General features: G+C 71.5%; 20 protein-coding genes, 2 tRNA genes and 1 pseudogene. 7 read left to right on the top strand and 16 right to left on the bottom strand.

Features of this window, described 5'->3' with window-relative positions:
* Nucleotides 1-17 precede the first annotated feature (17 nt).
* From ABZZ79_RS14650 to ABZZ79_RS14630, 5 genes are read right to left on the bottom strand one after another with little or no spacing between them, the layout of a single operon-like run.
* Complete coding sequence (locus tag ABZZ79_RS14650; protein ID WP_356689395.1) at nt 18-1,118, bottom strand: class E sortase; 1,101 nt, start codon at nt 1,116-1,118, stop codon at nt 18-20.
* Nucleotides 1,037-1,675, bottom strand: a complete 639-nt coding sequence (locus tag ABZZ79_RS14645) for an aminodeoxychorismate/anthranilate synthase component II (RefSeq protein ID WP_356689284.1) — start codon at nt 1,673-1,675, stop codon at nt 1,037-1,039. The genes ABZZ79_RS14650 and ABZZ79_RS14645 overlap by 82 nt, the downstream gene beginning before the upstream one ends.
* Nucleotides 1,672-1,833 (bottom strand): hypothetical protein, encoded by a 162-nt coding sequence (locus ABZZ79_RS14640; protein WP_356689283.1) that lies wholly within the window; start codon nt 1,831-1,833, stop codon nt 1,672-1,674. Before ABZZ79_RS14640 ends, ABZZ79_RS14645 begins: the two co-directional genes overlap by 4 nt.
* 52 nt (nt 1,834-1,885) lie before the next feature.
* The gene (locus ABZZ79_RS14635) at nt 1,886-2,557 is read right to left on the bottom strand and encodes a class E sortase (protein WP_356689282.1); all 672 of its coding nucleotides are present in this window, start codon (nt 2,555-2,557) and stop codon (nt 1,886-1,888) included.
* Between the two features lie 19 nt (nt 2,558-2,576).
* Nucleotides 2,577-3,356 (bottom strand): DUF881 domain-containing protein, encoded by a 780-nt coding sequence (locus tag ABZZ79_RS14630; RefSeq protein ID WP_356689281.1) that lies wholly within the window; start codon nt 3,354-3,356, stop codon nt 2,577-2,579.
* Between the two features lie 140 nt (nt 3,357-3,496).
* On the opposite strand from ABZZ79_RS14630, the gene crgA reads away from it, so the two are divergent.
* Entirely contained in the window at nt 3,497-3,751 is a 255-nt protein-coding gene (crgA, locus tag ABZZ79_RS14625; protein ID WP_356689280.1) for a cell division protein CrgA, read from the top strand.
* Nucleotides 3,752-4,020: 269 nt separating this feature from the next.
* Here the strand turns inward: crgA and ABZZ79_RS14620 are convergent, their stop codons facing one another.
* Together ABZZ79_RS14620 and ABZZ79_RS14615 are read right to left on the bottom strand one after the other, a co-directional pair.
* A complete protein-coding gene (locus ABZZ79_RS14620; protein WP_356689279.1) occupies nt 4,021-4,899 on the bottom strand; it encodes a rhomboid family intramembrane serine protease in 879 nt (292 codons plus the stop codon).
* Nucleotides 4,900-5,038: 139 nt separating this feature from the next.
* A complete protein-coding gene (locus ABZZ79_RS14615; RefSeq protein WP_356689278.1) occupies nt 5,039-5,572 on the bottom strand; it encodes a peptidylprolyl isomerase in 534 nt (177 codons plus the stop codon).
* A gap of 273 nt (nt 5,573-5,845) precedes the next feature.
* Here ABZZ79_RS14615 and ABZZ79_RS14610 point away from each other — a divergent pair, with 273 nt between their 5' ends.
* Nucleotides 5,846-6,583 (top strand): DUF5324 family protein, encoded by a 738-nt coding sequence (locus ABZZ79_RS14610; RefSeq protein WP_356689277.1) that lies wholly within the window; start codon nt 5,846-5,848, stop codon nt 6,581-6,583.
* A 251-nt stretch (nt 6,584-6,834) separates the two neighbouring features.
* On the opposite strand, the gene ABZZ79_RS14605 is transcribed toward ABZZ79_RS14610, so the two are convergent.
* Nucleotides 6,835-6,907, bottom strand: a tRNA-Ala gene (locus ABZZ79_RS14605).
* 179 nt (nt 6,908-7,086) lie between these two features.
* Here ABZZ79_RS14605 and ABZZ79_RS14600 point away from each other — a divergent pair.
* Complete coding sequence (locus ABZZ79_RS14600) at nt 7,087-7,635, top strand: DNA-binding protein (RefSeq protein ID WP_356689276.1); 549 nt, start codon at nt 7,087-7,089, stop codon at nt 7,633-7,635.
* Nucleotides 7,636-7,963: 328 nt separating this feature from the next.
* Nucleotides 7,964-9,556, top strand: a complete 1,593-nt coding sequence (locus ABZZ79_RS14595; RefSeq protein ID WP_356689275.1) for a protein kinase — start codon at nt 7,964-7,966, stop codon at nt 9,554-9,556.
* Nucleotides 9,557-9,619: 63 nt separating this feature from the next.
* Here ABZZ79_RS14595 and ABZZ79_RS14590 read toward each other — a convergent pair whose 3' ends face one another.
* Both ABZZ79_RS14590 and ABZZ79_RS14585 read right to left on the bottom strand, forming a co-directional pair.
* Entirely contained in the window at nt 9,620-11,008 is a 1,389-nt protein-coding gene (locus ABZZ79_RS14590; protein WP_356689274.1) for a hypothetical protein, read from the bottom strand.
* A gap of 112 nt (nt 11,009-11,120) precedes the next feature.
* Nucleotides 11,121-11,249, bottom strand: a complete 129-nt coding sequence (locus tag ABZZ79_RS14585) for a DLW-39 family protein (protein WP_003999697.1) — start codon at nt 11,247-11,249, stop codon at nt 11,121-11,123.
* 360 nt (nt 11,250-11,609) lie between these two features.
* Here ABZZ79_RS14585 and ABZZ79_RS14580 point away from each other — a divergent pair.
* Nucleotides 11,610-11,903: pseudogene (locus ABZZ79_RS14580) on the top strand (DUF6344 domain-containing protein); the annotation flags it as partial.
* 721 nt (nt 11,904-12,624) lie between these two features.
* Here the strand turns inward: ABZZ79_RS14580 and ABZZ79_RS14575 are convergent.
* Nucleotides 12,625-13,374, bottom strand: coding sequence for a TetR/AcrR family transcriptional regulator C-terminal domain-containing protein (locus ABZZ79_RS14575; protein ID WP_356689273.1), 750 nt, complete (start codon nt 13,372-13,374; stop codon nt 12,625-12,627).
* Between the two features lie 225 nt (nt 13,375-13,599).
* Here ABZZ79_RS14575 and ABZZ79_RS14570 point away from each other — a divergent pair, with 225 nt between their 5' ends.
* Nucleotides 13,600-15,165, top strand: a complete 1,566-nt coding sequence (locus ABZZ79_RS14570; RefSeq protein ID WP_356689272.1) for an MFS transporter — start codon at nt 13,600-13,602, stop codon at nt 15,163-15,165.
* A gap of 188 nt (nt 15,166-15,353) precedes the next feature.
* Complete coding sequence (locus ABZZ79_RS14565) at nt 15,354-16,115, top strand: glycosyltransferase family 2 protein (protein WP_356689271.1); 762 nt, start codon at nt 15,354-15,356, stop codon at nt 16,113-16,115.
* A 61-nt stretch (nt 16,116-16,176) separates the two neighbouring features.
* On the opposite strand, the gene ABZZ79_RS14560 is transcribed toward ABZZ79_RS14565, so the two are convergent.
* From ABZZ79_RS14560 to ABZZ79_RS14540, 5 genes are all read right to left on the bottom strand, one after another.
* Nucleotides 16,177-16,365: a ferredoxin gene (locus ABZZ79_RS14560; RefSeq protein WP_356689270.1), complete on the bottom strand. Its 189-nt coding sequence runs from the start codon at nt 16,363-16,365 to the stop codon at nt 16,177-16,179.
* Between the two features lie 67 nt (nt 16,366-16,432).
* Entirely contained in the window at nt 16,433-16,855 is a 423-nt protein-coding gene (locus ABZZ79_RS14555; protein ID WP_356689269.1) for a hypothetical protein, read from the bottom strand.
* 232 nt (nt 16,856-17,087) lie between these two features.
* On the bottom strand, nt 17,088-21,014 hold the full coding sequence (locus ABZZ79_RS14550) for a hypothetical protein (RefSeq protein WP_356689268.1): 3,927 nt from the start codon (nt 21,012-21,014) through the stop codon (nt 17,088-17,090).
* 415 nt (nt 21,015-21,429) lie between these two features.
* Nucleotides 21,430-21,503 (bottom strand) — tRNA-Ile (locus tag ABZZ79_RS14545).
* 87 nt (nt 21,504-21,590) lie between these two features.
* On the bottom strand, nt 21,591-22,331 hold the full coding sequence (locus ABZZ79_RS14540) for a DUF3566 domain-containing protein (protein ID WP_356689267.1): 741 nt from the start codon (nt 22,329-22,331) through the stop codon (nt 21,591-21,593).
* Nucleotide 22,332: the final 1 nt, after the last annotated feature.

The raw sequence follows: 22,332 nt of genomic DNA, 5'->3' as shown, positions 1-22,332 counted from the left end.
GACGCCCGGCCGACGCCCTATCCGACGAGCGCATCGGGTTTGCCCTTGCTGCGTGGCCGTTCCTCGACCATCTTGCCCCAGACGATCAGCCGGTACTTGCTGGTGAACTCCGGCGTGCATGTCGTGAGGGTGATGTAGCGGCCCGGAGCGGTGAAACCGGAGTTCGGCGGGACCGGGGCGAGGACGCTGACGTCGCTGGGCGGGGTGACCGGAAGGATCGAGGCCATCTTGTAGACGTAGTAGGTGTCCTGGGTCTCGACGACGATCGGGTCGCCGGGCTGGAGCCGGTTGATGTACCGGAACGGTTCCCCATGGGTGTTGCGGTGGCCGGCCAGGCCGAAGTTGCCGGTCTTCGCGTCCGGCATCGCCGTCTTCAGATCGCCCTCGCCGTAGTGGCCGACCATGCCCTTGTCGAGGACCTTCTTGTTGCTGACGCCCTCGGCGATCGGCACCACCACGTCCAGCCTGGGGATGCGCAGGATCGCGAAGCCCTGGCCGGGCTCGAAGGTGCCGGGGTTGCGCTTGCCGGTCTCCCAGTCCTTCTGGAGGTCGCTGGCCTCGTCACCGGCCTGGGCGTGCGCGCGGACATTCGTCCACCACAGCTGGTAGGTGACGAAGAGCAGCATCAGCACTCCGGTGGTGATGAACAGCTCACCGACCATCCGGCTGACGACCACGGCCGGGCTGGGCTTGCGGGAGCGCGCGAGCCGACGGGCCTCCACCCGGGACAGCGGCCGGCCGTCAGCCGCCTCCTTGGTGCCGGAGGGGCGGGCGTTGCCTCCGTGGCGCCCGTGACGGCGCTTGGCGGCCTTTCTGCGGGCCGCTCGGCCCCCGGTCGGCGGTTCGGGGCCTCCGGTCCTCTCCGAGGCCCGCAGAGAACCCGCTATGGACTCGCCGGGAGCGGCCGGCATCCGCAGGGCGACCGTCTCGTCGTCGGCCGGCGGTTCGCAGGACGTCCGGTACGGCTCGTCGGACGGGTACGGCGTATACGGCTCCTTCGCCGTCGCGTACCCCTCCGAGCCGTACCAGTCCGGGGTCACGCCGTGGCCCTGCCCACCACCGGGGCGAGCCCCGCGGACCGCGCCACCGCACCCTGGTCGCCGCATTCCACCAGCCAGTTGGCCAGCATCCGGTGGCCGTGCTCGGTGAGCACCGACTCGGGATGGAACTGCACGCCCTCGACCGGGAGCTCCCGGTGGCGCAGGCCCATGATGATGCCGTCGTGGGTGCGGGCGGTGACCTCCAGCTCGGCCGGGACCGTGGCGGGTTCGGCGGCGAGCGAGTGGTAACGCGTCGCCGTGAACGGCGAGGGCAGTCCGGCGAAGACGCCCTTGCCCTCGTGCTCGACCGGCGAGGTCTTGCCGTGCAGCAGCTCGGGCGCGCGGTCCACGACACCGCCGTAGGCCACCTGCATCGACTGCATGCCCAGGCAGACGCCGAAGACGGGGACGCCGGTGGCCGCGCAGTGGCGGACCATCTCGATGCAGACGCCGGCCTGCTCGGGGGCGCCGGGGCCGGGCGAGAGGAGCACACCGTCGAAGCCGTCCTGGGCGTGCGCGGTGGACACCTCGTCGTTGCGCAGCACTTCGCACTCGGCGCCGAGCTGGTAGAGGTACTGCACGAGGTTGAAGACGAAGCTGTCGTAGTTGTCGACGACGAGAATGCGCGCGCTCACTGGTTGTCCACCGTCACATCGTTGAAGGGAAGCAGCGGTTCCGCCCACGGGAAGACGTACTGGAACAGGACGTAGAGGACCGCGAGGACCAGCACGAGCGAGATCAGCGCCCTGATCAACGCGTTGCCCGGCAGATGCCGCCAGATCCAGCCGTACATGCCGTCCCTTCCGTCCGTACCACGGCACCAGACTCACGCCGCCCGCACCAGATTAACGGCGGAGGGCTTCCGGTTCGCCGTTGTCCACAGGCTCGGTTCGGTCGAGGTGGGCCCAGACGATCAGGCGGTGACTGTGGCCCCACTCGGGGTCGCAGGTGGTGAGGGTGAGGTAGCGGCCGGGGCGGGTGCAGCCGGACTTGCGCGGGACGGGGTCGACGACGGCCACGTCTGTGGGAAGTGTGCGGTACGGGCCCCGGTCGACGCGGTACGTGAACCAGGTCGTCCCGTCGGTCAGGACCACCGCGTCGCCGGGCCGCAGCCGGGGGAAGTCCTTGAACGGGTCGCCGTAGGTGCGGCGGTGTCCGGCTACAGCGAAGTTGCCCTTCCCGCCGAGCCGGGCGGTCGCCGCGTAGTGGCCGAGGCCCTTCTTCAGGGTCGAGGCGGAGGTGCCCTCCAGGACCGGCTTGTTCCACGTGAAACCGAGCCGCGGGATGTACATGATCGCGAAGGGGCGGCCGTTCTCGTACGGCTGCGGGGCCGGGGTGCTCCCGGCGGAGTGCTCGGGCCGGTCGGCGGCCCACTGCTCCTGGAGCCGGTCGATCTGCTCGTCCATCGCGTCGTCGGCCCGTACGCCGGTCCAGAACAGCAGGTAGGCGACGAAGAGCACGATCACGGTGCCGGCGGTGATGCACAGCTCGCTGACGGTCCTCACGGCCACGCGCACCGGCGCCTCCAGAGGGGAGCTACTCCACGGGCTTGGCGTAGTGCAGATCCACTGTGCCCGAGTAACCCGGCAGAGTCACCGTCCCGTTCTCCTCCACTTTCCAGCCGAGGCCGTAGACGTTGACGTACACCATGTAGTTCTGGATCGCGGGGCTGGCGCCGAGCGCCTTCCGGAGCTTCCCCGGGTCGCCCACGGCCGTGATCTTGTACGGCGGTGAGTAGACGCGGCCCTGGAGGATCAGGGTGTTGCCGACGCAGCGTACGGCGCTGGTGGAGATCAGCCGCTGGTCCATGACCTTGATGCCCTTGGCCCCGCCCTGCCACAGGGCGTTCACCACGGCCTGGAGGTCCTGCTGGTGGATGACCAGGTAGTCGGGCTGCGGCTCGGGGTACCCGGGCAGCTTGGCGGTGGCGTCCGGCGGGGCGTCGTTCAGGGTGACGGTGATCGCCTTGCCCTTGAGCTTCTGGGTGCCCGCGTCCTTCTCCAGGGCGGTGAGCCGGGCGTCCTCGGCCTCGGTGCTGCCGTCGTCGGCGTCGGCGAGGGAGTCGACCTGTTCGCGCAGGGTGGCGTTCGCCTCGTCCAGTTCGCCGTTCTTGTGGCTGCGTTCCTGGATGAGGTCGGAAAGCTTGAGCAGGGACGTGTCCGTGCGGATATTGGTGCCCTTGGCCGTATTGAAACTGGTGAAGAAGATGAGGCCCGCGAGCGCGAAGACGGCGACCGTGAGCACCCGCGCGGGACGGAAACGTCCTCGGCGGTCGGGGCTGGATCCCGGCTGGGGGGAGTCGGCAGAATTGCTCAACGTACCCTTATCTCCTTAGGCGCCACGGAAGCACTACGCTAACTGACGCCCGGGGGAGCAATCAGTGTCCCCTTGTACGCTGCCCCGAGCCCGAACCAGACCCTGCGCGGCCACGCAGCGCATCGACAGGAGAGACCCTCGTGCCGAAGTCACGTATCCGCAAGAAGGCCGATTACACGCCGCCGCCCTCCAGGCAGGCCCAGGCCATCAAGCTCACCAACCGCGCCTGGGTCGCGCCCGTCATGCTGGCCATGTTCCTCATCGGTCTGGCCTGGATCGTCGTCTTCTACGTGACCGACGGGTCGCTGCCGATCGACAGTCTGGACAACTGGAACATCGTGGTCGGCTTCGGGTTCATCGCGGCCGGATTCGGCGTCTCCACGCAGTGGAAGTAACGGCGACCCCGGGCTGAACACAGCTCTGCCCAGGGCTATCCACTGAGTTATCCACAGCAACTTTCCACATGCTGGGGAAAAGAAAGACGATCTGTGGATAACCTCTCCGAGGTTGACGCCGGTGTGAAGGAACTACCGGCGTCCACTCTAGGTCGAAAACCTGTTCGCCCCCTGCCTGACCTGCGGAAACACGGGTCAGTGACAGGGGGTACAGCTGTTCCCGCACACTGTGCACAAGATCCGCGACAGGTTGTGGACAACAGGGGTGCTCAGGTGAGCTGAGCCGTCCTCAAAAGGGTGGCGAGGACGATCACGGCCAGCACGAGTCCGCAGGTCCCGAACTGCACGAGCGCACGCCGCTCCCGCGGGGCGTGGACCATCGCGTAGGTGATCACGACGCCGGCCACCAGGCCGCCGAGATGGGCCTGCCAGGAGACGTTCGAGCCCGGACTGAAGGCGAAGCCCATGCTGATCGCCAGCAGCAGCACCATCGGACGCAGATCGTAGTTCTGCCGGCGCATCAGGACGCCGAAGGCGCCGAAGAGACCGAAGACGGCACCGGAGGCCCCCAGTGTGGCCGTGGTCGGCGCCTCCAGCAGATAGGCGACGGTGCTGCCCGCGAGGCCGGAGACCAGATAGAGCGTGAGATAGCGCGCCCGGCCCAGCGTGGCCTCCACCTGGCTGCCCAGCAGCCACAGGTTCAGCAGGTTGAAGCCGATGTGCCAGAACTCCTCATGCGTGAACGCCGAGGTCAGCAGCCGGTACCACTCGCCCTCCGCGATGCCCTCCGTCGGCGTCCAGGGCGCGGGCGGCCAGGAGCCGATCAGGACCAGCTTCTCCAGCAGCGCGTCCGACATCTGGACGGCGATGAACACCGCGAGGTTGATCCCGATCAGGATCTTCGTGATCAGCCGGGTGTCGCCCACCACGGTGGCGCCGGTGATCGTGCGCGGAGCCGCCGCGCGCGGGGCTGGTCCGCCCCCGGTGGTGCCCCGCACGCACTCGGGGCACTGGAAGCCCACCGAGGCGCTGATCATGCAGTCGGGGCAGATGGGGCGCTCGCAGCGGGTGCAGCGCACACCGGTCTCGCGGTCCGGGTGGCGGTAGCACACCGGGACGGGCTGCGCGTCCGGCACCTGCTGCTCCATCGATGTCACCTCGGTCGTCGAAGACGTAGGGGAAGAAGGCCCCGTAAAAGAAGGCCCCGCCCATCCCTACGGACGAGCGGGACCATTGGTTCCCAGCGGCTCCCTGTGGGAGCGGTCGGGCCCGAAGGCCCGGCAGGGGTCAGCTCGAGCGCTTCTCGACGACGACCGACTCGATGACCACGTCGTTCAGCGGGCGGTCGGTGCGCGGGTTGGTCTGGGCGCCCGCGATGGCGTCGACGACCTTCCGGCCGGCGGCGTCGGCGACCTCGCCGAAGATGGTGTGCTTGCGGGTCAGCCAGGCCGTCGGGGAGACGGTGATGAAGAACTGCGAGCCGTTGGTGCCCGGGCCGGCGTTGGCCATGGCCAGCAGGTACGGCTTGTCGAAGCGCAGGTCCGGGTGGAACTCGTCCTTGAACTGGTAGCCCGGGCCGCCCGTGCCGTTGCCCAGCGGGTCACCGCCCTGGATCATGAAGCCGCTGATGACGCGGTGGAAGACCGTGCCGTCGTAGAGCTTGTCCGTGGACTTCGCACCGGTGGCCGGGTTGACCCACTCACGCTCGCCCTGGGCGAGCTCGACGAAGTTCTTGACCGTCTCCGGCGCGTGGTCCGGGAACAGCCGGATCTCGATGTCGCCGTGGTTGGTCTTCAGGGTGGCGTGGAGATGCTCGGCCACGATCTGCCTTCCGTTGTCTTTCTGTGACTCCCCGATCCTCGCACGCCGGGCGCCGTGCGTCGCCCGCCCCGGGTGTTCCGCAGCACAACAGGGCAATCCGTGGCATTGTCGACGACAAGCCCCTGTTGCCTCACGTTCGCCCCCTGTTGGGATCGATCATGTCCATCGGCACCCATATGCCCGCCCTCACATGCCGCCGGACGCTCCAGCAGGCATGATCCGTAAAAGGGTGGAAAGTCGAAATAACGTATCGCCACCGAGGAGGAGGATCCCGTGACCCGCATCGACAGCGTGCGCGCCGCGACCGGCTCGGCGAAGGACAGCGTGCTGCACGCCGCGGAAGTGGTGGCGCCCTACGCCGACACCGCCAAGGAAAGGGCCGCGCACTACGCGCAGGAGGCGCGCGTACGCATCGCGCCGAAGGTCGCCCTGGCCGCCGAGCAGGCACGTGCGCAGTACGAGTCCCGTCTCGCGCCCCGCATCGCGGACGCCCTTACACATGTGCCCCCCAAGGTCGACCTGGCCGCGCAGGAGGCCGCGGCACGTACCCGCGTCGCCGCGAGGCAGGCCGCCGAGTACTCCAAGCAGGCCGCCGAATACTCCCGGCAGGCCGCCGAGTACTCCCGGCCGATGATCGAACAGGCCGTGGCCGCGGCCGTGCCCGTGAAGGACGAGGCGGCCGCCCGGGGTGCCGCCGCGCTGGCCGCCCTGCGCGGCCAGGTCACGCCCGAGGACATCCGCAAGGTGATCCGCCGCCACGAGCGCCGGGCGCGCGGCCGCCGCGTGCTGAAGTTCCTCGCCGTGACGGGCCTCCTCGCGGGCACCGCCGTCGCCGCCTGGAAGTGGTGGGACAAGCAGTCCAACCCCGACTGGCTGGTCGAGCCCCCCGCCGCGACCGAGGTCCCCGAGTCGGGCCCCCTGACGTCCGTGGACGGCAGCGAGGTCCTCGACCCGGAGGTCCAGGCCAAGGAGGCCGAGGAAGAGGCGGCGAAGCGGGAGGACGGGCGCTGAGCCACCCAGCGGCACCAGGCCGGTGAGCCGCCCGCGCGACAAGCGGGCGGCTCCGCCGTGTGTGGGGTGCGGGACCTCTCGACCGGGCCTGTGACGGGCTCTGCCCGGCCTCGCCCCTGGCCTCGCGACCGGGCTCTCGCAGCCGGGGCTCGCACCCGGAACTGCCGCACGCCGACGCGCACTTCGCGCGCGCGGGCGTGAAAAACAACCCCTCCCACCGCGTTTCCGCAGGTCGGAGGGGTTGTACGGGGTGGAGCCTAGGGGAGTCGAACCCCTGACATCTGCCATGCAAAGACAGCGCTCTACCAACTGAGCTAAGGCCCCGCGACAAGCCTCCCGCCGGAAGTCGTTCGTACCGGCAGGCGCCGCAGACCAGAGTACCGGGTCACCCCCGGGATCTCGCAAAAAGATGGGGCTCCCTGTGGCCGACCACTCTCCGTAAGATGCTCGGCGTGGTTCGCGACAGCGAACCGCGGTTCTTGGGGAAGCGATGGGGAGACGCAATGGACGCCGCACAGCAGGAAGCGACCGCGAGAGCGCGGGAACTGCAGCGGAACTGGTACGGGGAGCCGCTGGGGGCGCTCTTCCGTAAGCTCATCGACGATCTTGGGCTCAACCAGGCTCGTCTCGCGGGGGTACTGGGACTGTCGGCACCGATGCTGTCGCAGCTGATGAGCGGTCAGCGGGCGAAGATCGGCAACCCTGCCGTCGTCCAGCGCGTGCAGCTGCTCCAGGAGCTGGCCGCGCAGGTCGCCGACGGCAGCGTGAGCGCGGCCGAGGCCACCGAGCGCATGGACGAGATCAAGAAGTCGCAGGGGGGCTCCGTGCTGAGCAACGTGACGCAGACGACCAGCACTTCGGGTGCCCCGACCGTCAAGCGCGTCGTCCGGGAGATCCAGTCGCTGCTGCGTTCCGTCGCCGCCGCCGGTGACATCATCGACGCCGCCGAATCCCTCGCGCCCTCCCACCCCGAACTCGCCGAGTTCCTCCGCGTCTACGGCGCGGGCCGCACCTCCGACGCCGTCGCCCACTACCAGGCCCACCAGAACTGACCGTCCGTCGGCCCGGCACGCCGAGGGGGCGGCGGCCGGGCCGACGGCCGGAACGGGACGAGGGGGTCGTGCCGCTCCAGGGCCACACCGCGGACGGCGTTCCGCGACACTCCCGATCCCGGGTGCTGTGCACCGGTTGGCACCAGCCGCCGACCGACTCACGCGGTCCCGGCACCCGTCCGACAACCGCGCTCGGCCGGCGCCCCGGGCTGCGGCAAAGGTCGCGTCGCGGGGGAGTACCGGCGCGTTGCCGGGGGAGTAAGGGGAGCGAGGGACCCCGGGGACCCGGTCAGGCGTCTTGGCGCAGGGGGAGGAGCAGCGCACAGCGATGGGTGAGGTGTTCGCCGGCCGGTACGAACTGGCCGACCCGATCGGACGCGGAGGCGTCGGCGCGGTCTGGCGTGCCTGGGACCACCGTCGGCGCCGTTATGTGGCGGCCAAGGTGCTCCAGCAGCGCGACGCCCACTCGCTGCTGCGCTTCGTCCGCGAACAGGCTCTGCGGATCGACCACCCCCATGTCCTCGCCCCGGCCAGCTGGGCCGCCGACGACGACAAGGTCCTGTTCACGATGGACCTGGTCGCCGGAGGGTCGCTGGTCCGCCTCGTCGGGGACTACGGCCCCCTGCCGCCCGTCTTCGTCGCCACCCTTGTCGACCAGCTCCTCTCCGGCCTGGCCGCCGTGCACGCCGAGGGCGTGGTGCACCGCGACATCAAGCCCGCCAACCTTCTGCTGGAGGCCACCGGAACCGGGCGCCCCCGGCTGCGCCTGTCCGACTTCGGCATCGCCATGCGGCTGGGCGAGCCACGCCTGACCGAGACCAACCTCGTGGTCGGCACGCCCGGTTATCTCGCTCCCGAACAACTCCAGGGCGCGGAGCCGGACTTCCCGGCCGATCTGTTCGCCGTCGGGCTGGTCGCGCTGTATCTGCTGGAGGGCGCCAAGCCGGACGCCAAGGCGCTCGTCGACTACTTCACGGTCCATGGCACGCCCGGTGCCCCCACGGGCATTCCCGAGCCGCTGTGGCAGATCGTGGCGACCCTGCTGCAACCGGACCCACAGGCCCGATTCCGCACCGCCACGGGAGCCCGCAAGGCGCTCGCCTCCGCGACCGAGCTGCTGCCGGAGCCGGGGGCCGACGACGAGCTGATCGAGATCTTCGACCAACTGGGGCCTCTGCCCTCGGGGTTCGGCCCCACCGGGCCGCTCAGGCGGGCGCCGGGTGTGGAGGAGGCTTCGGGAGAGGTGTCCGGGACGACGGTCCGTGCCGGTCTCGCCGGTTCACCCTCTTCTTCCCCGTCCCTCTCTCCCTCGCGCGGGACCGGCACGGGCTCGGTGCCGGATGATCCCCGGCAGAGCACGGGGTCCGTGCCGGGCCCCGGCCGGGCCGCCGGCCCTCACGACAGCGGGTCCGCCGCGCAGATCTCCATGTCGGACACCGGGAGCTTCCATCTGCCGCCTCCGCTGACGGGTTCCCGGCCGCAACCCTTCCGGCAGCCCTCGGACCCGGCTCAGCACCAGCCGCCGACGCCGACCGGGAACCCGGCTCCCACGCCGGCCGACGTCCGCCCCCGTCACCAACCGGTACACGGCGGGCATCAGCACCCACAGGCTCCCCCGCCCCCGCCCCGCCCGGTCCCGGCGCCCTCCGTGCCGACGCCCTACCGACCTGCTCAGGTCCCGTTCGCGCCCCAGCCGCGTATCGGTGGCTCCACTGCTTCGTACACCGCTCGGGACTCGCGGGTTCCCACTCCCGCACAAGAAGATCCGCAGCCCGCGGCCGCTCCCGCTGCCCGCACCGACGGCCAGCACCGCCGCCGTCGCCGCAGGCGCCCAGGGCCGCCCCCCAAGGTGACGGTCCCGGTCCTGCTGCTCGCGCTGGTCTGCTACGCCGTGGGCTTCTGGGCGCTGACCCGTATCTGACCGACGGGCGCGCGCCCCCTCCGGGAAGCCCCGGCAACCGACCCGCCCGCCCCGGCCGACGCCTTACCCCGCCCGCCGCCGCGCCGCAACCGTCCAGACCACGAGCCCCGCCAGCAGAGCGGTCCCGCCGCCGATGCCGCCCGCCGCGAGTGCCGTCATCGCCATGTCGTCGTCCGCGGTCCCCTCGGCCGCGGCCGTCCCCTGCCCTTCACTCCCGGGCAACGAGGGCAGCCCGCTCACACCCTCGACCTCGAACAACCCCTCCGGCTCCGACTCCCCCGCGTAGTCCGGCCCGGAACGCGCCACGCCCTCGACGCGCACGCGCAGGGTCAGCCCCAGGGGCTCGTCGCCGAACCGTTCGGCCACCTGATCGGCGAGGTGAACGACGAGGTAGTACGACCCCGCGAACCGCATTCCGCTGACCCGGTCGGACACGGCGAACCGGTTCTCGTGGGCGACCGGCGGCAGCGGGTCCAGCTCGGCCGACTGCTGCCGCCCGAAGTAGCCGACACGCTCGTCCTCGACGGGACCGCGCACCGGGTTGTAGAGGGTCAGGTCGAGAGCGCCCGCCGTCGCACCGGACCCGCCGGGCGAGCTGCCCAGCTCCGCGGTGGCGTACAGCTGCCGGCCCCAGCCCAGCGGTACCTCGTAGAACAGGGTCTGCCCCGGCCGGACCTCGTCCTCCCAGACCCCTTGGCCGAGGCGGGTGGCCTGTCCGAAGCCCGCGCCGCCGGTACGGGGCCTCGGGTCGCCGGTCAGGTCGGACGGCGGGGCGGAGTTCCAGGAGTCGGGCGCCTCGGTGGCCCCGGACCGGGCGAGCTTCGGCTCCGACACGGTGACCAGTTCCAGCTCCCAGTCGTCCGGCGCGAAGACCTCGTCGTCGGACCTCACCGCCTCGACGACCACGTAGTACGTCCCCGCCTCCTGGCAGCGTGAGCGCCGGGAGGTCAGTTCCCGCACGGCCCCCGCGGTGATCGGGCGGGCGCTGTGGACGCTGCCGAAGGTCTTGGTCTGCTGGTCGCAGACGCCGCCGTCGACGTCTTGGACGGACACCTTGATCCCGTCGAGCGTGCTGACGGAGGTGCCCGCAGGGGGGACGGCCGTGGCGGCGACATAGGCGTCGGAGGCGGCGTCGAGGTCGAGGCGGTAGTACACCTGCGTACCCGCTCCCACGCTGCTGCGGTAGGTGCCGCCGAGTTGCAGGCGCTCGGCACCTGTGGTGTTCTCCGCCGCCGTGACCGGGCGGGCGTCGTCGGCGAAGGCGTAGCCGCCCGGCGTCCCGGCCGCGGCGGCGGGCTGCGCGTACGTCCCGGTCAGCGCGCCGAGCGCGGCGGCGCACACCATCGAGGCGGCCACGCGCGCGCGTGCGGCCGAGAGCGCGCCGGGAAGTGCGCGTGCCGTGAGCCGGCCGTGTTGCGCCCCAGTCGGCCACCAGCCCGTACGCCGCCCCATCGCGTGCCACCCCTCCTCGTCGGCCAGGGCCCATCCTGCCGCGCGCCCCGGACACACAAAACCCCGACCGCTCATGCGGCCGGGGTCTGTTCGGAATCTTGAATTCTGGGACTCAGGAACCCGTGGGCACGGAGTCGGTCGCCTCCGTCCACAGATCCTGCTCGGCGCGATCCGCCTGGATCTGGCGGTACACGAGGAGCCCGCCGATGGCGGCCAGTGCGACCAGGAGAAGCTTCTTCACCGCGCGACCTCGTCTTTCGTTGACGTAGGGGACCTCTGGCGCCCGACTATACACACCGACCGATATCGATCGGTGACCTGCGTCCGGGCCTCAACTCCGTTCCGGGACAGCGCAGTAGACGACCGCACACCACTGCGATCTGAGGGTGATCACACCTCCACGGAACGTGACATTTCATCCCGTCTGCTGACCTTACGAGCCGAGCTCGGGCATTCCCAGGCGCTTTCTCGGGCCGCCGCACCCATACGGGTGGTGTTCATCTGACGATCGACGCGCCACGGGCGTCGGTCCACCACTTCTCAGCCCACATACACATCATGAGGAAAGTACGCAAATCGCCCAACCCGAAAGTGAGGGATCATGGCCCGGAACAAGGTCATGCAGCTGTGGACCGCCTTCGTCACCGCCTTCCTCGCGCTGTGCACGGCGCTCGGTCTCGTCACCACCACCGCCGGTACGGCCGCCGCGGCGTCGGTACCGCAGAACGAGACCGCCCGCAACACCGACGCCCCGCTCACGACGTCGGCGGCGATGTCGCTCTGGGCGGCCTGGTCCCAGGCCAGGTCACTGCCTCCCACGATGAAGCAGCGCATCCGCGCCGAGGCCCACGGCAAGACCCCCGGCTGCCGGACACTCCCGCTCGCGGACACGGAAGAGGCGAGCGCACCGGAGACCGACTCCTGCGCCACCGGCACCGGGTCCGATGGCATCGAGGCCGACGACATCGGGTCCGATGGCATCGAATTCGACGGCACCGAGTCCAACGGCATCGGGTCCGACGGCATCGGGTCCAACGGCATCGAGTCCAGCGGTCACGTCGACAGTCAGGCCGACAGCCCCAGCACCAGCGCCACCGGCCACCACATCGACAGCCCCGCAGTCAGCCCCTCCGGCCCCACCGTCAGCACCACCGGCAGCCACACCGGCAGTCACGAGGGCACGACCACCGTCTCGATTCCGCTCCAGCGTTGACCGCCCCGGCCTCGCGGATGCACCGCCTCGCAGGGCGAAGCCACGCCGCTTCCCAAGAAGCCCGGCCTCGCCGCAGAACGACACCTCAACGCTTCGGCAGACGCACGACTCGCGGCACGACGCCGCAGCGCCCCTCCGAACAACGCACCACCCGGGGCAGGCCCCGCCCAGGACAAGCACCTCCTGGCAGCGCGCCTCCCGACCCACCAGTACGACAGGCTCTCCGTGACGCGCCCATGCCGTCACGGCCACCGGAATCGCGTACGACATCCGCGTACGTCACGCACGTACGACAGTCGCGTACGACTCCGCGCACCACACCCCCATGGGCAGGCCCGGCCGCACCATTCGGCGTCCGGGCCTTCACGCGCACCCGCGCCCGCTCGACGAACGGCCCCCGCCCTCAGGAGGCGGAGGGCAGCCGCAGCGCCAACCCGTCGAGCACCACGTCCAGCCCGTACCGGAACTTCTCGTCCCGCACCGCGACCGGGTCCACCGTCGCGGCGACCGCGTCCCCGGTGCCGTAGGCGTCGGAGAGCAGTTCGTGCTCGGCCGCGGCCGCACGCGCGGCTGGCATCAGGCGGGCGATGAACTCGGCCTCCGTCTCACCGGAGCGGGCGACGGTCATCAGCCACGCGGCCTCGGTCGTGCTCATGCCGATGACATAGCCGAGCACCGCGTCGATGGCCCGGCTCGGCTCCGGGAAGCCCGCTGCCGTGAACAGGGCCGCGAGCCGCTCGGAGTACGCCATCAGGTTGGGGCCGAGGTAGGCGAGGCCCGCCTGGCCCAGGACCAAGGACAGCCACGGGTGGCGCAGGGCCGTGGCGCGGAAGGACACGGCGGCCTCGGTGACGGCCGTTCGCCAGTCGGGGGAGCCGGCGTCGGGCACGCGCAGCTCGGCGGCCACCTCGTCGACGGCCAGCTCCATCAGCTCGTCCTTGGTGGCCACATGGCGGTAGAGGGAGGTCGCGCCGGCGTTCAGCCGGGCGCCCAGCTTGCGCATGCTCAGTGCCTCGACGCCCTCGGCGTCCAGCATGATCACGGCCTCACGGACGATCGCCTGCCTGCTCAGCGCGGGCTGGTCGGGCTCACGCCGGGGCCGGGTCCATACGGACGGGATCGGGTGCGGCTTCGGCTTCGTCCTGTCGGCCATCGCGTCTCCTCGCCTCTTTCGCGGCCTGTGCAGGCCTCAGTGACCCCGCATCGGCCTCGCCCACGCCGGGCTTTGCGGCCGTGTCGGCCTTCGTGGCCTGCGGCGACTTCATGCGTACATCGTTCTCCCTCAGCGTACACAGTTCGAGGGTTGCGCACACTGTTCCGCTGTGCGTACAGTGTGCGCATCGAAGGAACGGTGTTCACGGAACGCAGGGAGGAAGCTATGGGCCGGCCGGAGTCACAGACCGAGGGGCAGCGGGTTCAGGAGACGGGGAAGGCGCGTGATCCCCGGCGCTGGTGGATCCTGATCGTGCTCTGCCTGAGCACGCTCGTGCTGGTCGTGGACAGCATGGCGCTGACCGTGGCGGTGCCCTCGATGACCGAGGACATCGGCGCCGGCGCACAGGACACGCAGTGGATCCTGGACTCCTACATCCTGGTCTTCGCCGGTCTGCTGCTCACCTCCGGCAGCCTGGGTGACCGCTTCGGCCGCCGGAAGGTGATGCTGATCGGCCTGGTCCTGTTCGGCGCGGCCTCGTTGGCGGCGATCTTCGCCGCGAATCCCGGTGAGGTCATCGCGGTGCGCGTGGCGATGGGCATCGGCGGGGCGCTGATCATGCCGTCGACCCTGTCGATCCTGATCACGGTGTTCGACGAGGACGAGCGGCCCAGGGCCATGGCGGCCTGGGGCTCGGTGTCCATGCTCGGCCTGGTCGGCAGCCCGGTGCTCGGCGGCGTCCTGATCGACCACTTCTCCTGGCACTCGATCTTCCTGATCAACGTGCCCGTCGTCGTCCTGGCCCTGATCGCCGGTGTGCTGCTGATGCCCGAGTCGAAGGCGCCCTGGCAGAAGCCGGACCCGCTGGGCGCGGTGCTGTCGGCGGCCGGTATGACCGCCCTGGTGTGGTGGATCATCGAGATCCCGCAGTACGGCGCCTTCAGCACCGACTCGTTGCCCGCCCTCGCCGTCGCCGTCTTCGCCCTGGTCGGGTTCGTCGTCTGGGAGAACGTCACCTCCTCCCCCATGGTCCCGCTGGTCCTGTTCAAGCACCGCAACTTCAGCGGCGGTTCGCTCTCGCTGGCCCTGGTCCAGATCGGCAACGGCGGTCTGCTGCTGGTGCTGACCCAGTACCTCCAGTTCGTCCTGGGCTACTCCCCGGTCAAGGCGGGTCTCGCCTTCCTGCCGCTGGCCGTCGCCGCGCTCGTCGGCAACGGCGTCGGCGTCAAGCTCGCCGCCTCGATCGGCAACCGCTTCGTGATCCTCACCGGCATGCTGGTGATGGTCGGCTGCTTCGCCCTGCTCACCACGGTCGACGCCGGCACCGGCTTCACCGTCCCGGCGATCGCGCTCGGTCTGCTCGGCCTCGGCGCCGGGCTCGCCATGCCGGCCGCGGTCAACGCCCTGATGAGCACCATCCCGGCCGACAAGGCGGGCGTCGGCTCGGCCCTCAACGACACCATCCAGCAGGCCGGTACGGCTCTCGGCATCGCGATCCTCGGCTCCCTGCTCACCAGCAACTACCGCGACCAGATGCCCGCCGACGCCCCGGCACAGGCCAAGGCCTCCCTGCCGGACGCGCTGGCGGTCGCCCAGGGCGACACGGGCCTCGTCCAGGCCGCCCGAGAGGCCTTCGCCGCCTCGATGTCCACGACCTTCACGGTCGGCGCTATCGGCGTCCTGGCCGCCGCGATCCTCTCCGCCCTGGTCATGAGGGACAGCAAGACCGACTCGACCGCTCAGCCGGATGCCCGGCAGCGGGCCGCCGAGGAGCAGGGCCTCACCGCCTGACCGGCTCAACTCCGCACGCAGGGGCGCCTCTCACCCGGGAGGCGCCCTCCGCGCGTCCGCCCCGAAACCGTAGGCTGATCATGACGAGCCGCCCATGACCGCCCGGTGGACCTCTCCCGCGTCACCCCGCCGGGCGACCGCACGGAGCCGGTGTTCACCACCTATCCGGAAAGGTGGTGAAGGCCGCCGTGAACCGGCGCGTCACCGTCCTCACCGCAGTCCACGCCCCCTCCGCCCGCTTCCTGCGGGACGCCTACGACTCGCTGTGCGCCCAGGAGCTGCCCTCGGACTGGGAGTGGCACTGGCTGGTCCAGGAGGACGGCCGTACGGACACGGTCGCCCTGCATGAGCCCGACGACCCTCGGGTGACCTTCCGTCAGGGACGCCCGGGGCGCCCCGGTGGGCCCGGCGTGGCCCGCACGCTCGCGCTGGCGCACGCGGACGGCACCTACGTGAAGGTCCTCGACGCCGACGACCGGCTCACGCCGGGCGCGCTCGCCCGTGACCTCGCCGCTCTGGAGGCGGACCCCACGATCGGCTGGGCCACCTCGCGCGCCCTGGACGTCCTGCCCGACGGCTCGACCGTGGGCTTTCCCGGCGACCCCGAGCACGGCCCGATCACGCCCGGCACGGTCCTCGCCCACTGGAAGTCGCACGGCTTCCGCGCCCCGGTCCACCCGGCCACGCTCTTCGTACGACGGGATCTGCTCCTCGCGCTCGGCGGCTGGATGGCATTGCCCGCCTCGGAGGACACCGGCCTGCTGCTTGCTCTGGACGCGGTGAGCCGGGGGTGGTTCTCCGCCGAGGTGGGGCTGCTCTACCGCAAGTGGGACGGTCAGGTGACCGGCCAGGAGGCCCATGTCGACCCGGCCGAGCGGGCGGCCCGGGCGGCGGTCGCGGAGGCGAGGGCGCTGGCACTGACCGATCTGGGCTGGACGGCACCGAGGTAGCTCACCCCCCGACGAGGTGGCTCACCCCCCGGCAACGTGGCTCGCCCCTCGACGAGGTAGCTCACCCCTCAATGCGTATCGCCTGCGACGGGCACTTCTCGGCGGCGTCCCGTACCTCCGGGTCCTCCCCGGTGCCCTCCTGGCCCGGCAGCACGGCACCGAGCCCGTCGGCGACCGTGAAGACGGAAGGCACGCGGTACGCGCAGTCGTTGGAGCCGTAACAGAGTTCCGGGTCGATGGACACCTTCATGCGCGCTCCTGTCCCTGGGGTGGTCACGAGGGGTGACTGCCCAGGGGCCGGGCCGCCGAACCGGCCCTCAGCGGCCACCGGCGAGTGCCGGCCACCGCGCGACCCGGCGCAGCGTGGACTCGTCCAGCCGGTCCACCAGCGCCTCTACGGCCGACTGGTCCTCGGCCGTGAGGTCGTACAGGCCCGCGCCGCTCAGCCCCGCCATCAGGACCTGCTGACGGCGGTCGCCCAGTCGCTCGGCATGTTTCACGTGAAACACCGGTCCGGCGTCACCCTGGGGAGCCTCCGGCGCGGCCGCGGTCCTCACCGCCGCGGTGAACCGCCGCCACTCGCCGCCCTCCGGGCCCCACAGCTCCACGGCGGCCTCGTCGCCGCGGGCCCGCAGTGTCTGGGTCATCTGGCCGGCGGCGTACAGCACGGGCGCCCGGTACGGCGACTCGGCACCCACGGTCCAGGAGCCGTCGGAGGGCCGGGGAACATCACGACCCATCGGGGCGCACCCGGGGGCTGCGGACTGCGGGGACGCTTCGGCATGACACACCCCTTCGCGAGGAGTACGGCACCGACCGCACTGCCCGGAAGGTAACTGACGACACGTCAGATGAACAGCCTCGTCGACGGCCCCGTTCGTGGCGGGACGCGAAAGGCCCGATCGCTGGCGACGGGGGATGCACCAGCGACCGGGCTGACAACAACCCTAACAAGGCTGTCAATGAGGCGCCTCACTCCTCCCCGCACGGCGCCTCGTAGGACAGCCGCGGCAGATACTCCCGCCACCTGTCCGGCGTCAGCACCCCGCGTGTGACCGCGCAGATCCGCTGGACTGCCGTATCGACGTCGAGGTCCCACAGGCGCACGGTGTCGGTGCCGCTGGAGACCCCCAGCAGGTGACTGCCGGGACTGAACGCCAGGAACGTGCCGGTCCGGGCGTTGGGGCTCATCGACTGCCCGATCGCCGAGGCGTCGGACGGGTCGGCGACGTCCCACAGCCGGACCGTGTCGTCGTTGCCGCCGGAGGCGAGCGTGTACCCGTCCGGGCTGAAGGTCAGCGACACGATGGCCTCGCTGTGCCCCGTGAGCGGGGACAGCGGGCGGGCCCGCAGCGGGTCGGCGATGTCCCACAGCCGCACGGTGTTGTCGTCGCTGCCTGCGGCCAGCGTGCGCCCGTCCGGGCTGTAGGCGAGAGCGTTGACCGGCCCGGAGTGTCCGGTGAGCGGCTTCCCCAGCCGGGCGGCCCGGCGCGGCTCGGCCACCCGCCACAGCCGGATCGCGCCGTCCGCGCCACCGCTGGCGAGCACCCGTCCGTCGGGGCTGAACACCAGCGCGTTGACGTAGCCGGTGTGCCCGGTCAGGGGAGCCCCGAAGGGGCGGGGCCGGGCCGGGTCGGAGACGTCCCACAGGCGCAGGGAGCGGTCCTCGTAGGCGGTCGCGAGCGTCCGGCCGTCCGGGCTGAAGGCCAGTGTGCCGGGCCCGGCAAACCGGGTGCGCAGTGCGAGCGGGCGGCCGTGGGGGACCGGGTGGGCGGGGTCGGAGACGTCCCAGAGCTGCACGGCGCGGCTGCCGGTGATCACCGCGAGGACACGGCCGTTGGGCGAGAAGACGAGGGACTGTGCGTCGCCCTGGGCGGGCAGAAACGGTTCCCCGAGCAGTACGGGCCGCCCGGCCCGGCGCACGTCCCACAGCCGGACCCGTTCGTCGCGCGAGGACGTGGCCAGGACCCGCCCGTCCGGCCGGAACGCGCCGATCCGGCCGATCATGTCCGACGTGGGAATCGACCACAGCCGCACCTTGCTGTCGCCGCTGCCCGTCGCCAGGGTCCGTCCGTCGGAGCGGAAGCCCACCGCGTACATCTCGCCGCTGCTGCCCGCGAGCGGCTCACCGACCTGGGAGGGGAAGGCGGGGTTGCGCACGTTCCACAGGCTCGCCGTGGAGTCCGCGCTGCCCGCCGCGAGCATCGTCCCGTCGGGGCTGAACGCCACCGACCACACGGGCCCGGTGTGCCCGGTCAGCGGCGCACCGAGCGCCGCGGCCCGTCGCACGTCCCACAACTGGACGGTGTCGTCCGCGCTGCCGGAGGCGAGCGTGTGCCCGTCCGGGCTGAAGGCCACCGAGTGCACGGTCCCCCGGTGCCCGGTCAGCGGCGCACCGAGCGCCTCGGGCCGGCGCGGGTCGGTCATGTCCCACAGCCGTACGGTGTCGTCGTCGCCGCCGGTGGCGAGCGTACGGCCGTCCGGGCTGAAGGCGACCGCCCGGACCGCCTCGGCGTGCCCGGTGACCGTGCCGAGCGGCTTCGGCCGGGCCGGGTCGGCGAGGTCCCACAGGCGGACGACGTGCTCCTCGGTGGCGGCGGCCAGGGTGCGTCCGTCGGGGCTGAAGGCGAGCAGGTAGATCGTGCCGTCGTGGCCGGTCACGGGCGCGCCCAGCGGCCGGGGGCGGGCCGCGTCACGCACGTCCCACAGCCGGACCGTGCCGTCGTCCGCGGCGCTGGCGAGGACGTTTCCGTCGGGGCTGAACACGGCGGTGCTCACCCAGCTGGTGTGCCCGGTCAGCGGCTTGCCCAGGGGCCTCGGGCGGGTGGGGTCGGCGGTGTCCCACAGACGGACGCTCCGGTCGTAGCTGGCGGTGGCCAGCACGCGGCCGTCGGAGCGGAAGCTGGTCAGGTAGACGGCGCCCTTGTGACCCTCCAGCGGCGTCGCCAGCGGTGCGTTGACGATGGACACCAGCCGGTTGACTGTGCCCTCGTCGCCGGGGCGCAGCCGGTGGGCCACCAGGTCGAGTTGGGCGGACAGCGACGGGTCGGTGTACTGCACCCGGTCGGCCTCGGCCAGGACGTGCTCGAACACGGCGTCGTCGCGCTGCTGCCAGGCCACGACCGCCGAGCCCGCGGCCACCACGGCGAGGGCGAGCAGCGCCGCCACCGCGGTCCGGCTGATCCACACCGTGCGCCGCCGCAGCCGTACCGAGGCGGCCAGGAACTCCACCGCGCTGCGGGTCAGCAGCGTGTCCCCGGCCGACTTCGCCCAGCCGTGGGCCTGTTCGAGCCGCGAGCCCCGGTAGAGCAGGGCGGTGTCGCGCCGGGAGTCCTCCCAGGCCCGGCCGTCCTCCTCCAGGCGCTGGCGCAGCAGGTTGCCGGTGCGGTCCTCGTCGATCCAGTCACGCAGCCGGGGCCAGGCGTGCAGCAGCGCCTCGTGGGTGATCTCCACGGTCTCGGCGTCCAGCGTCACCAGCCGGGCGCGGACCAGCGCTTCGAGGGACTCCTCGGTCTTGCCCGGGTCGGTCGACTCCTGGGCGAGCTGGCGCCGGGTGCCGCGGCGGCGGGTGGCCTGGGTGTCCTCGCCGAGTCTGACGAGCCGGAGCAGCAGCAGCCGGGCCGCCGTGCGCGCCGCCGGGTCGAGCCCGGACCAGGCCCGTTCGGCGGTCGCGGCGACCGCGCCCTGGATACCGCCGGCCGCCCGGTATCCGGCGAGCGTGAGCCGGCCGCCCTTGCGGCGCTGCCAGGTGGCGAGCAGGGCGTGCGACAGCAGCGGCAGAACGCCCGCGTCGTGCGCGCCGCGCGGGCCGTCGGCGCTGACCTCACGGACGATCAGCTCGGCGAGACCCGGTTCGAGTTCCAGTCCGACCGCCTTGGCCGGCCCCGTGACCGCCTCCCGCAGTTCCGCGGTCGTCAGCGGGCCGAGCACCATGTGGCGGTGCTGGAGGGCGTCGGCGAGCTCCGGATAGCGCAGGCACTGCTCGTAGAAGTCGGCGCGTATGCCCAGCACGACCAGCACGGGCGCCGCCTCACCGGTCGGGCCGGGGGACGCTGCCGCGTGCAGGGTCTGCACGAAGGTGCGCCGGACGCCGTCGTCGGCGCAGAGGGTGAAGGCCTCCTCGAACTGGTCCACGATGACCACGGGCCGCTCGCCGGGTCCGGCCCACGCGGCCATCGCCTCGTGCACCGCCTCGACGAAGCCCGGAGCACCCGGCTCCGGTACGGCGGCCAGCCCCGGTACACGGCGGGTCAGTTCGGCCAGGGGATCGGCGCCCGGTACCAGCTGGAGCACCTCGCGCGCCGTCTCGGCGTCCTCCCGCAGCAGGGGCACCAGACCGGCGCTCAGCAGCGAGGACTTGCCCGCCCCCGAGGCTCCGACGAGCATCACCAGGCCGCCGGTGTCCGCCACCTCGCGCAACTGGGCGACCAGCGCGGCGGTACTGCGATCGCGGCCGAAGAACCAGCGGGCGTCCTGCCGCCGGTAGGAGGCCAGCCCACGGTAGGGACACACCCCGGCGACGGGCTGCTCCTGCTCCGGCTCCTCGGCGGGCGCGGCGGCCGGACCGGTCAGCGCGCGCTCCCACAGGCGCTGCCAGTGCGCCAGTTCGTACAGACCGGGCGAGACCGAGGTGGGCCTGAGACGTCGCGCCTGGGGTATCAGTACGTGCAGCACCGCAGCGAGGGCGGCGAACTGGGCGGGCACGTTACGGGCGCGCCGCCAGTCGCTGATCCGCTGGGCGGAGACCCGTACCGGGCGCCCGCGTTCATCGACCCGCTGCAGCCGCGCGACGGCCTCGGACACCCGTTTGAGCGGCGGATTGCCGGCCTCCCGGTAGAGCAGGGCAAGACGCTCGGCGAGGGCTGTGCGCGCCCCTGAGTCGCCACTCAAGGTGTCCACCCCCAGCTTCCCTCCGCGCCTGGACGTCCGGACCGGAAAACTCACTCTATATGGCTGACCTGCGACAAAACCCCGGTCCGGAGACCGGACGCTCCTCCTTGCGGGCCTCAGCAGGCAGGATCATGCTGCGTCCGCGAACGTGCCGGAGAGCCACGGCGCGCGCGACGCCGCTCGATCCGCGCCGACAGGGTCGAACTCGAATCCCGACGTCCGGCACCGGTCCCCACGAGGGGAGGGACCGGTGCCGGACGAGGGGGCCGGGTCGAGGGATCGGGCCATTGCCGGGGCACCGGAATTCCCGCGAGGATGACGTGGAGCTCGCAGAGAAAGCTCGTAGACAAAAGGCACCGTCGGTGTCCAGGACGTAAACGCAGATCGGGCGCCTCCCATAGGGGAGACGCCCGATCTTCATCTGTGGGGCTAACAGGATTTGAACCTGTGGCCTCATCCTTATCAGGGATGCGCTCTAACCAACTGAGCTATAGCCCCGCCGCGCCTTGCGGTATGTCCCGCGCGCTGACTCCTGAAGATTAGCGCACGACCGGCGCAGTCCCAAAATCGGTTACCTGCGGCGACTCACTCGTCCTCGGCGAGCGTCAGCTCCACACCGCCCACGAAACCCGCGGACAGGTTGTAGATGAACGCGCCGAGCGTGGCCAGCGCCGTCGCCAGGACGACATCGATGACCGCGATGATCGTCGTGAACATCAGGACGTTCGGCAGCGACAGGAACGACTGCAGGTCGAAGCCGTTGGACTCGTTCGACCCGGTCGCCTCGGAGATGGTGCCGCCGACCGTGGAGAAGACGCCCATGGCGTCCATGACCATCCACAGCACCGCCGAGGCGACGATGGTGCAGATGCCGAGCGCGATGGAGAGCAGGAAGCTGACCTTCATCACCGACCACGGGTCGGCCTTGGCCACCCGCAGCCGTGCCTTGCGCACGCGCGGTGTGGTGCGCGCGCCGGTGCGCGGCCGGCGCACGCCGCCGGTGTCCGCGCCCTGGGTCTGGTAGGCCTGCGGCGGGTGGTAGGGCCCCGCCTGCTGCTGCGGCTGCCGTTCGCCCGGCAGCGGGGAGCCCGCGTGCGGATCGGCTCCGGGTGCGGCCGGGCCCGCTCCAGCCGCGTACTGCTGGGTGTGCGGGCCTCGGGTGTCCGTCACAGTTCCCCCCTGGGATCCATGAGTGCCGTACGAGGATGTGTGCGCGTGGTGGGCGCTGTTTCCGCCATACGTGGCGGAGCCACGGCCCCCGCCGTCCGTGCCGGTCGGGGTGCCGGCCGACGTACCGGACGGCCCGGCGCCCGTGGCTCCGCTCACG

The sequence above is a fragment of the Streptomyces sp. NPDC006458 genome (genome assembly GCF_040612135.1).
GTDB lineage: Bacteria > Actinomycetota > Actinomycetes > Streptomycetales > Streptomycetaceae > Streptomyces.
The sequence above is the reverse complement of the archived record's forward strand: the minus strand, read 5'-3'. Positions and strand labels throughout refer to the sequence as shown.

Excerpts from the sequence above, each read along its gene's own strand:
- ABZZ79_RS14640 (WP_356689283.1), bottom strand. The coding sequence starts at position 1,833 with ATGTACGGCTGGATCTGGCGGCATCTGCCGGGCAACGCGTTGATCAGG.
- ABZZ79_RS14620 (WP_356689279.1), bottom strand. The coding sequence starts at position 4,899 with ATGGAGCAGCAGGTGCCGGACGCGCAGCCCGTCCCGGTGTGCTACCGC.
- ABZZ79_RS14600 (WP_356689276.1), top strand. The coding sequence starts at position 7,087 with ATGGACGCCGCACAGCAGGAAGCGACCGCGAGAGCGCGGGAACTGCAG.
- ABZZ79_RS14595 (WP_356689275.1), top strand. The coding sequence starts at position 7,964 with ATGGGTGAGGTGTTCGCCGGCCGGTACGAACTGGCCGACCCGATCGGA.
- ABZZ79_RS14590 (WP_356689274.1), bottom strand. The coding sequence starts at position 11,008 with ATGGGGCGGCGTACGGGCTGGTGGCCGACTGGGGCGCAACACGGCCGG.
- ABZZ79_RS14575 (WP_356689273.1), bottom strand. The coding sequence starts at position 13,374 with ATGGCCGACAGGACGAAGCCGAAGCCGCACCCGATCCCGTCCGTATGG.
- ABZZ79_RS14570 (WP_356689272.1), top strand. The coding sequence starts at position 13,600 with ATGGGCCGGCCGGAGTCACAGACCGAGGGGCAGCGGGTTCAGGAGACG.
- ABZZ79_RS14560 (WP_356689270.1), bottom strand. The coding sequence starts at position 16,365 with ATGAAGGTGTCCATCGACCCGGAACTCTGTTACGGCTCCAACGACTGC.
- ABZZ79_RS14555 (WP_356689269.1), bottom strand. The coding sequence starts at position 16,855 with ATGGGTCGTGATGTTCCCCGGCCCTCCGACGGCTCCTGGACCGTGGGT.